Source organism: Vibrio sp. 99K-1 (genome assembly GCF_013114585.1).
Lineage (GTDB): Bacteria > Pseudomonadota > Gammaproteobacteria > Enterobacterales > Vibrionaceae > Vibrio > Vibrio chagasii_B.
On record NZ_VTXF01000041.1, the window covers coordinates 26,224 to 37,487 of the forward strand.

General features: G+C 49.9%; 10 protein-coding genes. All 10 read right to left on the minus strand.

Features of this window, described 5'->3' with window-relative positions; all coding sequences use genetic code 11:
- Positions 1-50: 50 nt before the first annotated feature.
- Positions 51-836 (minus strand): type-F conjugative transfer system pilin assembly protein TraF, encoded by a 786-nt coding sequence (gene traF / locus F0228_RS23540; RefSeq protein ID WP_132974765.1) that lies wholly within the window; start codon positions 834-836, stop codon positions 51-53.
- Positions 837-859: 23 nt separating this feature from the next.
- Positions 860-2,587: a type-F conjugative transfer system mating-pair stabilization protein TraN gene (gene traN, locus F0228_RS23545; protein WP_171762885.1), complete on the minus strand. Its 1,728-nt coding sequence runs from the start codon at positions 2,585-2,587 to the stop codon at positions 860-862.
- A gap of 36 nt (positions 2,588-2,623) precedes the next feature.
- The gene (gene trbC / locus F0228_RS23550) at positions 2,624-3,337 is read right to left on the minus strand and encodes a type-F conjugative transfer system pilin assembly protein TrbC (RefSeq protein ID WP_171762886.1); all 714 of its coding nucleotides are present in this window, start codon (positions 3,335-3,337) and stop codon (positions 2,624-2,626) included.
- A 253-nt stretch (positions 3,338-3,590) separates the two neighbouring features.
- Positions 3,591-4,601 (minus strand): conjugal transfer pilus assembly protein TraU, encoded by a 1,011-nt coding sequence (gene traU, locus F0228_RS23555; RefSeq protein WP_048661614.1) that lies wholly within the window; start codon positions 4,599-4,601, stop codon positions 3,591-3,593.
- Positions 4,602-4,760: 159 nt separating this feature from the next.
- Positions 4,761-5,492: a type-F conjugative transfer system protein TraW gene (gene traW / locus F0228_RS23560; RefSeq protein ID WP_080967333.1), complete on the minus strand. Its 732-nt coding sequence runs from the start codon at positions 5,490-5,492 to the stop codon at positions 4,761-4,763.
- On the minus strand, positions 5,443-7,992 hold the full coding sequence (traC, locus tag F0228_RS23565) for a type IV secretion system protein TraC (RefSeq protein WP_048669621.1): 2,550 nt from the start codon (positions 7,990-7,992) through the stop codon (positions 5,443-5,445). Before traC ends, traW begins: the two co-directional genes overlap by 50 nt.
- Positions 7,993-8,143: 151 nt before the next feature.
- The gene (gene traV / locus F0228_RS23570) at positions 8,144-8,539 is read right to left on the minus strand and encodes a type IV conjugative transfer system lipoprotein TraV (protein ID WP_048657845.1); all 396 of its coding nucleotides are present in this window, start codon (positions 8,537-8,539) and stop codon (positions 8,144-8,146) included.
- 2 nt (positions 8,540-8,541) lie between these two features.
- The gene (locus tag F0228_RS23575; RefSeq protein ID WP_171762887.1) at positions 8,542-10,080 is read right to left on the minus strand and encodes a TrbI/VirB10 family protein; all 1,539 of its coding nucleotides are present in this window, start codon (positions 10,078-10,080) and stop codon (positions 8,542-8,544) included.
- A complete protein-coding gene (gene traK / locus F0228_RS23580) occupies positions 10,070-10,855 on the minus strand; it encodes a type-F conjugative transfer system secretin TraK (protein ID WP_080967332.1) in 786 nt (261 codons plus the stop codon). Before traK ends, F0228_RS23575 begins: the two co-directional genes overlap by 11 nt.
- A partial coding sequence (gene traE, locus F0228_RS23585; protein WP_171762888.1) for a type IV conjugative transfer system protein TraE occupies positions 10,842-11,264 on the minus strand: 423 nt, incomplete at its 5' end. The genes traK and traE, both read right to left, overlap by 14 nt.

The following is an 11,264-nucleotide window of genomic DNA, read 5'->3' on the forward strand; positions in this document are numbered from 1 at the left end:
AATAAAAGAGAGTGAACATCCTTTAAGAGAGCGGCATGGACGAAGTTGCTTTAAAAATCCGATTGCTCAAAATTGGTGGCGACGTTGTAAAAGCGTCCAATTAAATCATTTTGGCTTATCCAGCCGTACGCCAGTGGCTTCATCTCTCCAGTGCTTGGCTGCACCAAAATTAAGGCGGGCGTAAAAGGCACCGAGACTTTGCCTTGATTGTGGCGGTTTTCTTTGAGGTGAGTGATGAAGGTTCCGTCATTACTGATCCCAAGGAGCTCAAAATGGTATCGGTCAGCAAACGCTTGAATGGATGGGGCGAGTTGCTGGCTCAGTGTATCTTCCCCGTCATAGACAAAGAAAAAGCCCCATCCGTCTTGCTTCATATTTTCAACCGCCGCGGTTTTCTTCTTCTCCTCTAACTCTAAATACACCTGTCTTGCTGCTTGCTCGGTCGGATGGTCTTTGGTGTAAGAAAACTCCGGTCTTTCGAGCAGCAGCGCTTTAAAGGTCATGCCCAATTGGTCGGTTTGGTCCGTGATAAAATGATTTAACGCTAAAAACTTCGCGAGCTTGTCTTTATCTTTGGGATGAATGACCGCGTCGTTTTGCGCCTCAATATGCACAGAGTGAAACCAGTCCATCTGTTCGGTGGCCGATAGGGTTTTAGGGCTTGATACTGTGGTTTGCGTGTTGCTTGGTAGCGGCTTAGGTTTGGGTTTGTCGGGCCTTGCCTTAGGCTCGTTGTACCATCGCCACCCTAGAGGGGTTTCATGAGCCAGAGTGGGTGGGAGGTGGGCAAGCAGCGTTAGGGTAATGACGCAAAGCAGTGGATTTTTCATCATCATAGACCTTGGTTCAGTCGAGGTGGTTATCCGCCCGTGGCACTTTGAAGTCGTTTCTTGATTTCATCAAAGTTGGGGAGGTTGGTGTTGGCTCGCATTTCTGGGTAGAACTCTTTAAAATCAATGTGCTCAAAGTTGATTTGACCCAGTTCTTCGGGAGTAATGGCGGCGCAGGTGGGATTTTTTGCACTGCCTAACCGTTTACCCAGTTGCTGAATAGAGCCTTGCTCTTGAATGATTTTGGCCAGCTTGTTGTCGTAAACGCAGTAACTGCGCTTTTTACGTGTGCAGACACCCAGCACTTTCTTGGCGCAGTATTGCCCCACGTACAGGGTTAAGCCTTTCTCTTTGGCTTTCCCCAGCGCTTCTTCCGCTTCGCTGCATTTCGCTCCCAATCCTTGCCCCCATCCTGAGTCTTTACAACAATCGTTAAAACCCGCGAGTTTCTTATTGCACTTCATCGGCTTACCCGTGAATATTTTGGGTGGGTCTCCGATGTCTTTCACGGCTTCGGCAAGCCCCGCTAGCGCGGCGACGGACTTGTCAAAGTTGCCGTTAAGTTTGGGCTCGGGCACATAGCACTCTCCGTCAAGACAGAAGGAGTGCTCACCACATTGCAGGTCAGTGGCTCGGCATGTCTTCTCAGCACAGCTCTTTGTGACCTCTTGCTCGACGCACACCCCATTTTGCTTCAGGCTGCAATGTCGAGTTTGAGTCGTACAGTCTTTCGGGAGGTCCGCGCAGGTGTCAGGGCGGTCACAACGATGGTTAACCTGATATTTCCAACAGTTGAGCGTGGTGGGAATGCCATTCACCGAGCGTGTGGCTCGGCCTTCAAGACATTGCTGGCTAGTGACCTTGCACGAGTTCATCAGGCTGCATTGTGTTCGCCAGGTCATATTGTTCTTGATGCAGTTCCCCCCGGATAAAGAGAATCCGTTTGAGCAGCTCAAGGTGGCTTTTTTCGTTTGTGTGGTGGGTCGACAAATCTGGTAGCGTTTATGCCAGTATGCGCTCCATTGCCAGTTTAAGTTGATGGTATGTATTAACTCGCCAAGCGTGTAGCCTTGGTTGGGAGAGACTATCTTTCCATCCCAAAAATACGTGGTTTCTAATCCCGAAAAACCTCTTCTAGTCCCTGATTGCCTTACGTAATTGTCATTATTGTATCGGCATTGTGGGAGGGGGCGTTGGCAATCCCTCCCTTGTTGTGTCCAACCGGATGGACAGCGGTAGCTCACCTCACCGGTGCTCACGGAGGCAACGGGAACTTTTGTACAAGGCACATTGTTATTCGTTGGACGATGACACTGTTTAGGAATGTGTTCGATAAGGCACTGGGAGCCGCTATCACAATCCACATAGGCATTTGAGATGCCATGAGTGATTTCAAAAGCATTCTCTTGGCCAAGTAAGGCAAAGCGCATCGCCGGGTCGTATTTAACATCGGGTCGACCTTTATTGAAGTTCGCGTTGATGTCTTGAGCCAGTTCATTGGTCACAAACTCTGTCCCTTTTTGTGCATTGATCTCACTGTCTGACAGTGTGGATTCTTTTGGACTGCGGATCTCTTTTCGACACGTGGCGTCTTTGCAATAGTCATCGACATTGAGCGGGAGGGCATGAGGCGTGAGAGCTTGGCTTGCCGTTTGTTTCGCCCAATGAGCGCTCTCGGTAAAGGTGTGTTGTTCGCTGGCAAGCGAGATAGTGGATAAAAGACTGAGCGTGAGCGCAGTCCAAAGGTCAATGCGCATATAGAGCACCTCATCAAAAATTGGGGCGAGAGAGGGTTATTGGGAATAGAGCGTGCGCAGCAGCGGGTGAATGTTTTGCTGCGCATCCCCGGCAGCGAGGTAATCCAGAGCTTGGTAAAGTGAAATGTTGCCGTAAAGGATGTCGTAGTCACTGGTTTTACAAGGCTGCTTAGGTAAGCAGCGGTTTTTTTTAACCGAAACAAAGGCCGGTACGTGGTGAATATCAAATTGCTTAAACCAATCGGGGCTGATGGAAAAGCCGCTTTGAATGGGCGCCTTATTGGGTGAGCGTATCAAGGCCTCGATCCGCTTGACCGTGGCCGGAAAACCTTCGGGTAAGACACCGCGTATCACCAGTGGCACGCCTAAGTGTTCACTTTGCATCAGAAGCTGCTTGAGCGCGGTCTTGGGCATGGTGAGTGACACAAACACCATCACCCCTTTTGGGGCTTGGTCAGGGTGGCGCGTGGGCTTTTGTCTTCCTAGCAAGGGGGAAAGAGTCTCTTCTTTTATCAACTCTTGAACCTTGCGGCTGAGAGTCAGCGCTTCTTCTCGATAAGCCTGGGCTTTATTTTGTATGTCGTCCGTAGGCCACGCCTTCGCCGCCTCCGGTTGTTGAGTCATTTTTTGCTCAAGCTTGGCAAAAGCTTTGAGCTCTTGCTCCGTGTAAGCTTGGGTGGGTAACGCGATAAAAAAACACAGAAAAACAAGAGAGCGCCTAAAGGTGCTCTCAAAAGATGGAATGGTCATAGTAAACTCTTCATTATGGCCGCTGAAAGGGTGGGTAGAGGGTGTGAGCGTTTTGGCAGCTGATTGACTGCCCCTGACGAGCATTGAGATCGCGACAAAACGAGAAGCAAAACTGCGAGAGCGGGAAACAGCAGTAAATGTGCTTGTGGTTGGCGAGATCTATTTTTAAAAAATCGGTAAGGGAGTCAGGGTGACTGGCAATGAATAGGTCAGTCTCATTTTTGTGGGTAGGTCTGGGCATCATCGCTTCACCTTATAAAAAGACACAGTTGCGCTTTCGCCATTGTACAAAACCAAAGTTATCCCCTGTGACCGGATTGTCATGGCCGGCTTCCCAGAGCGTGGTCGTGGTGGTGTACGGGTGACACCAGGCGGCATCGGGAATAGGGCCCGACATTTGATACCGATAACGAGATTTTGGCAAAATAGGATCGGGATATTGATAACAAATCGCGCCATCTTCGCCGCGCGTCTCCCAGATGATCCCTTGTCGATGCAGTTTGTAGTTAAGCTTTTGCATCAAGAGTGTCGCCGCCTGGATGGGCGTGTCTCGATAGTTGGTGGTGCCAGTAAGCGGATAGGCACTGCCCTGTGAGCCTAAACACCAAAATAACGCATCAATAGGTAAGGCCGTGTTAGTGGAGGTCAACATGGCTTCGGGCACGCACGCAAGCTGAGCCACTAGGTTACCAAACAGTAACGCTTCGGGATTGAGAATGAGTGATAACTCATCGTCGTCCCAAAGTGGGTCAATTTCCGTCATGTAGGCAACATCAAACACATCTGTGGCCATGCAGGCGGTGGATTGCATCAGTTGTAGCCAATAAATGATGGGGTACTTATACCAATGGGCGTGATAAAAACCTCCGTCACTGCTGTCACTGTCACGAGCGGTCACGCGACCACCGATACGCTGAGTGTTGGCGCCTGACATTTGCACGCCCATGTTCACCATACAATAAGGGACGCGCGTGATATCGGTTAAGGCATAAGGCTCCCAATAGCCAATGTTGATGCCGATTTGCACAAAGATAGGCGGCGGTTTCGGGCAATAAGAGATAGGCATTGTGGGGTTATTGGTATCTGGATATTTGGACGGCATGACTGTGGATGAGCCTATTGTCATCGGGAACAAACAATCCCAACAAATATCGGTAATGGGGTTAATAAAACGGCTTTTACACGCCGCACTGGCTGCTAGGGTTGATGGGGCAATAAAAACCAATAGGCAGCACAACAGTAAACGCAAGTGTCGTTGAGTCATGGTGGGGTCCTTTTTCCACGCAGAGCGTGGGACTCCTTTTGTCTCGACAACAGGCTTCGCCACATTATCGCAGCCAAAAGCGAGCTTGGTTAATAGAAAAAGAAGTGATATTGGAAGCATGATCAAGGGGAGGCGCGCACTTCTAAGGCAATTTCATTATCATTGCTCTACTTCCAAGGGCTGCAAACCCGATACGTTCACTTCATCGATGCGCCAGCGCGTGCCATCTTGATAGGCAATGGCCGGGACGTGAGTGATGTTAAGCGATTGGGTTAAGTGGCCTTGCTGCGCAAAATACATTCTTGCATCAAGTAAGGTCGCCATTTTATTCGGGCTGCCTCCCGTCAGCACCCACTTGATTGGCTTGGCGTTTTGATACTCGCTGGCGAACCTTCGTTGCTGCGCGTCTCTGGCATCAAAAAAGACCAGTACCTTACTGAGCTCAAATAGAGGCAAAACGTCTTGACCGTCTACCTTTGGCCAAGTGCGGCTATCAAAGGGGTTCACTCTGGTGCCCGCTTTGGCAATCACGGCCCCCGTGGTGGGGGCGATGATGTCTTTAGGGAGAGTGATGCTTGGATCTACGTAAAAGGTGCGGGGATCGGTTGTGGTGGTTAAGCCTGCAACCGGCGGCGGGTTTTCAATGCTTTGCAGGGCGCGCTCAGTGAACTCGTTTTGCATGTCCGCCAATTGACCACTGGCCTCAAACCCTTTCAGTCTTTGGTGTATCCATTCCAGCATGTCGATTTCACCGATAGGGAAGACCGGGGCGACTTGCCCCAGCGCTTTCCCGTGAGCGTTAAAAGTGGCCATGCCTGCTGCGAGGATAAAAGGCAGCAAACTAAGTGCTTGCCCCAATGGCTTGATTAAAGGCGTCAATGTCTTTGCCATAAAAGTGCCTGGAGGTTTGCTCAATGGCGCGCTCCAGTGATTGGCCTTGTTTATAAAGATTTTCACAATACTCAAACTCCTTAGGCTCGGTTGAGAACATGGCGCGTTTCACCGGAGAGGCGAAAAAGCGGTGATAGGTGACATGGCCACCCGCTTTGATGCGCGCGCTGCTGTATCCTGCTTCAACAGACGGGGCGAAGCTTTTAATGATGCGCTGCTCAAACGGTGAGAAGGCATCCGGGTTTTGGAGCAGATACTTATCAAACCCTTCCCCTTGACGAAGAATGATGTGAATGTCTGAGTTGTTGTAGCAGGCTTTGGCTTCCTCGTTACTAAAGAAGTCTTCAATCCCTTGAGTCACCGTACAAAAAGCGCCGCCGAACTTACGGGCGGTGCGATAACCGGTGTTGATGAACTCCCTCGCTTGCTCGTTTGCCCCAGAGAGGAGGCTCCAGGCCTCTTCAATGATGCACAGCTTTGGGGTAGAGCGAGATCCAGCCAGGTACATCTGCTGGTTAATCGACACCATGAGAGCAAAAATCACGGGTCTGAGCACAGCAGGCGGGAACCCATCGAGTTCAAGCGTGGTGATTTCCACATTGGGGTCGAGCATGGATGGCTTGTTGAACACGTCTTTGTACATGCCATCTGTGCAGAACTTTTTCAGTTGCACCGCTATGTCTTTAATGCGTCGGTCGCTTTCTTCTCCAGCAATCTCAATCAAGGCGTCTCTGACATCATCCACCAAGACTTGATGACCTTTACGCTCCCATGCCGTCACTATCGCATCGCCTAAGACGCTTTGTTGAAACGCCGTCAGTGGTACGTAGGGTGACGCGATGGTGGCAAACAACGCCGTGATATTATCGAGCGCTTCCATCATGGGATCGACAGGTCTGCCGTCATCATCCACAAACTCAAACTCAGCACTTTGCATGGCGCCTAAATGCGTGAACGGGTTTAAGAAGATGTTGGCGTGGGTCATGTAGGTCCCCCCAAGGCTCAGGGTCAGCTTTTTATAGCTGGCTCCTTTATCGAGGATCCACACTTTACCGCCCATGGCGTAAACCGTTTCAGCGATTTCTTGGACTAGGAAGCTTTTCCCTGCGCCTGAGCCTCCCGTCAGGGCGATGTTTTGGTTATCACTGCCACAGGTGAAAGGGTTAAAGAACGAAATTTGTTGGCGCATAGTGGGCAGCAATACGCCACCTTTGAGCTGGCTAAAGTCCATGATGAGCGGAAAGAAATTCACCAGGTTAGAGCTCTTTAAGGTACGAACGCGCCCCGCTTTTTTACAATCGCCCCATAATCCTTCACTCATCATAAAAGGCAACGTGGAGAGCAGCGCTTGTGGCTGATTCATTTTCAGTGGAATGATGTCAAGGCCAGCATGGCTAAATGACTCCTTCGCCGCTTGGGTGTCTTTTTTCTGGTGGGCTTTATCGGTCATCAGCGAGACCGTGAGCACCATAGATGCAATGGTGAACTCTTTAGACAACAACCCTTTTTGCAAGGCTTTGCGCTCTTTGAGTTCATCTTCAGCCATGGGCGCGAGTATCGCCATTTGGCTGTTCACCGTCTTGGTTAAGTCTTTTATCTTGTTATCGTTATCCGCATTTTGCTTACCGGTTGGCTCATTGCGAAAACTCAAGGTAACGCGATGAGGGCAAGTGATGTTACGCGACACATTACGGATTGAAGAAAAGGCTTCTGGTAAAGCGTACAAGCGATAATCACCAGGCAATCGAGAAAGCCCTAAATGAACAAGGCGTGTGCGTACCTCTTCCCCTTGGTCATTGGTATGACGGGTGGCGATATGACCACGATGGGTTAACGCTTCGGTATCGGGAGATAACGCTTGCAGGTTCAAAGGTTCTAATGGGTTGTAGCTTTTTTCATTGGGTCTGTCTTGGCTTTTATCAAAGTTTAAGGTATCACCGACGCTGGTCAACAGTCCCTCAGGCGTGACGGGCAGTAAATCAAAACCAAGCTGCGCCAGCCCCGTTTCTAGAGTCATTCTCGCATCAAGCAGCTCTTGTGGGTCTTTTTCCGTGGTGGAGACAAAAAAGAATGCGTCGTAGTCGCGCAAATCAAAGCGATTGTTTTTTTGCCTATGTAGAAACCCGTGTTGCGCCGCGTAGTGGGCGTAAATGGCGTCATCGTTGGCCATTTTCTGACAGATACCGCCCCGCTGACTGAGAAGGGCTTGGTTCCCTTCGAGATAGTGCGCCACTCGGTTGTGACCAAAAAGCTGCACTTGATAATCCCATTTATCCCCTGCGGGTAAATCCCCCATAAGGTGGCTTAACGACTGAATTAAATCGTCGTTAGCGCCCCCAAGGAGACTGATTTTAAAACCAAAACCGCGAGAGTGAGTATTGTCGAACACCTGCTCAATGGGATCGTAGTCTCGATACGGCAGTTCATGGTGAAGGTGGTTTTGGGCTTGCTTGGCCTCTTGAAATAAGGCGGATAAGCCACTGCGTGAGGAGGAAAACATGGGGGATCCCTTTTTCTATTTTAATGTTAGGGGGCGTGACACAATCTTGGATCGCTTGATGGATTACCCCCTAATTGAGAGAAGTCTGAGACTGAATGTCGCGCGCCCATGATAAAAATGATGTTTAAGCTTCGTTTCTTTTTTTTCCTAATCAATCTTTCCAAATCGCGCGCGCAGGGCGCCCAGACCAACGGCTATCGTCTAAGACAAAGTAAACATCCATCGTATCGATGTAGTGATTGTCTTTGTCTATGAAAGGGAAGACGGTGAGTTTTTTAACGTGTTCTTGGCTTCGCTCAGGCTCACCATCTCGGCTACGCCTTGGCAGTAAGGTAAAGACAGAAGGTGGGGCGAGACGAGATTGAGGAGAGACGGTGGCATTTCCACTGTCTCCGGTATAACCGTATAGGTTGTCTCGAACCTCGTTCATGGTGACACACCCTGAAACGCCGCCGACCTTATCGCAACTGTATTCGCTCTCAAAGCCCGCGCTGCAACCGGTCAGACCTAAGAGTATCGATAGTGAGAACAAAGAATGCCTATTCATGGTTATTCCTCACGCCCAAAGCCCACGTCGCTTAACCCTTGTTGGGTTATTTTTTGCGCTAATGGGTTGATGGGGGCAGTTTGAGTGGTTTGTGGAAGAGAGGGAACGTTGGTGATGACATCCAAGAGCTGGTTGCTGTTGGAGACTTGCTCACGCTGCTCATTAATACGGGTTTCGTATTCATCGGCCAATAGGGGATCTAATGGAAAGCCTTCCAAAAAGACAATATTGACGATGGCACCAGGATTGACTTCCACTATCGGATGATAGAGCTCGGCCAGTTTGATGTAGTAGTCCGCCAATTTGCTGCCAACGCTTTCCGTGGCGCCGCCAAGCAGATTCAACCCAATTTTATCGCTGTTGATGCTTTGACTTGGTCCGAGCGCCGTCGGTGTCGTGGTTTGTGCCAGGGCTTTACCCGCATCACCGACACCTTGCAAGATCCCCGCAATGCCGGCCATTTGAACGATTTTACCGTTTTTCATAATGGTGGTACCGCGAATACCATTGCGCCCAAAGTTAAACACGGTCGCATTGACGGGGATATCGAGAATATCGCCATTAGGGTGGATGCAGCTCATTCTATTGGTGCGAGCGACGCCGCGACTGGATGAGATTTCGCCGTAAACGGCACCGGTGATCGTGCAATTCTTTAATTTGGATTGCTCACCGTTGGGTAAAATCCCCTGATTGACGGTCTGAAAGACAATCGGTGAGGTATCCCCTTGTCCAGAGACGCCCCCATTAGCGTCTGCGCCGCCGGTGATCACGGCGGTCACAAAGGTGCCTGTTGGCACGTAGTTATCGGTCGTGCGACGGGATTGTCTCTCCTCTACACTGGCTTGCCAGTGAAATTCAAAACTATCAAAGGCATCCCCGCTAAAGGCCACACCATCTTGCTCTTGGTACTGGAACTCATTCACCTTGGCGGTATCTATGTTGCTATTAATGGCAGGTCTTGGGGGCAGTTTGTATTGGCCAAAAGTGCTTCCCTGATGGATCTCTACGCTATGTTGATTCGAAGGATCGCCTGCATTGAGGGCTGAGGCTAATTGCGTCTCAAGTTGGACCTTGAGCGCGTCAACTTCATCGAGCTTTTGTTGCATCTGCTGCTCAAGCTCCGTCAATTGCGATGCTTTATCGCGCTCATTGGCTTTTTTAATATTCTCCAACTCAGAGGTTAAGCTTTGTCCAAAGCGACTTAAGGTGCCTTCGAACCGCGCTAAGCTTTGCTCGATTTGGTTGATTTTATCTTGTTGAAACGTCAGGGCGGACTGGTTGTCTTTGTCGGTAAAATCATCGGTGACGACAGCACCAAATCCGACGTCTTGAATGTCCTTGCTTTGCTCTTGGGGAGGCAATGTTAACCGCCAAACAGCAAAAGCCAGGGCGGCAAGCACCAGTAATACCGTGAACGTAATGGTACGATTGCGCTTTCTTGTTACGGTATTGACCGTGCCACCGTCTTCAAAGTCACCGTCGGTATCTTTGAAGACGCGTTTTTTAAAGCGGTCAAAGGCGTCTTTGGGTTTATCGATCATGGGTGGCGCCTCCTCCGGTAATGAGATAGAGCGTGGTGGTTTGCCCAGGTTTTAACTGATAAGTATCGAGCGCGGCTGAGCGTGCGGAATAGCTGTAGAACTGTGCGGTGGTCAGTGCCATGTCACTGCGGCTTTGATTTTTGAGTTGATAAACCACCCCAGAGTAATCACGGCCAACGAAGACCGTTTGAGGGATGATGGCCAGTGACGCTGCATCTTTGGGTAAGGTTTTGGGGTCAACGTCGTGACGTTTAAAGCCGGCGATGGGGGCGCCATCATGAACAAAACGCATCATGGCTTTGGTGAGCGCTGTCATGGCGGCGGGGTAATCCGCCGCCTGCTCAGTCGGGCTTTGCTGCTCTTTATAGTTTTGCGACCAAACAAACTCCGTGACCAAAGACGGGGTGGCTTTGGGGGTAATAAACAGCGCAAACAATCGCCCTTTTTCTGTCGTCAGGTGCGCGGTAAACGGTAAGGGAAGGTTAATTTTTAAGGTGATAGAGCCGGAAGCGTCTTTTTGGTTGCCCGTTGAGGTACAAAATCCTTTCGGGCAGACGATCGAAATAATACGGTCATTTTTGACCAGCAAACGGTTCACGTTAATGGAAGAGAGTGACAAGGGGATCGTGTCGCCTTCGTCAAACTCATAGCTCACCATAGCGGCATTTTCAGCTAGGGCAAAAGAGGGGATGAAAAAGACCACCCAAAGCGCGATGGACAAAAAATAAAGGTGCCATTGCGGCGATGGGGTGAATGATTGCTCATAAAGATTCATCGGTGTCGACCTCGACTTCTTCAATGGAGAGTAAACCTATGACGCCTTGGTCATAGCTAAAGTTGACTTGATACCACTTCATCTCCGGATCTAGGGCGCGTTGGCCTACGTGCTTTTGGAGTTTCCCATAGAGTTGCACTTGGAGAGTGTTGAGAGAAATACGGACAGACTCGACAGAAAATTGGCTGCTGATGTTGTCTTTTTTAATTACCGTGGCTTCTCGAAGCAACTTAGGTTGAACGATGTGCCAGCTTGTCTCGTCTAAATATTCAAGTAACTGACCAAACTGACGTCCAACGCTGGCTGGCGTAATGTTGAGTTTCAAGTAGAGAAGATAATCCGCCATTTGCTCAAGATAAGGCTCATCGACTGTGCCATCCGAAACCGTAAAGGCTTGAGAGAGGGTGGG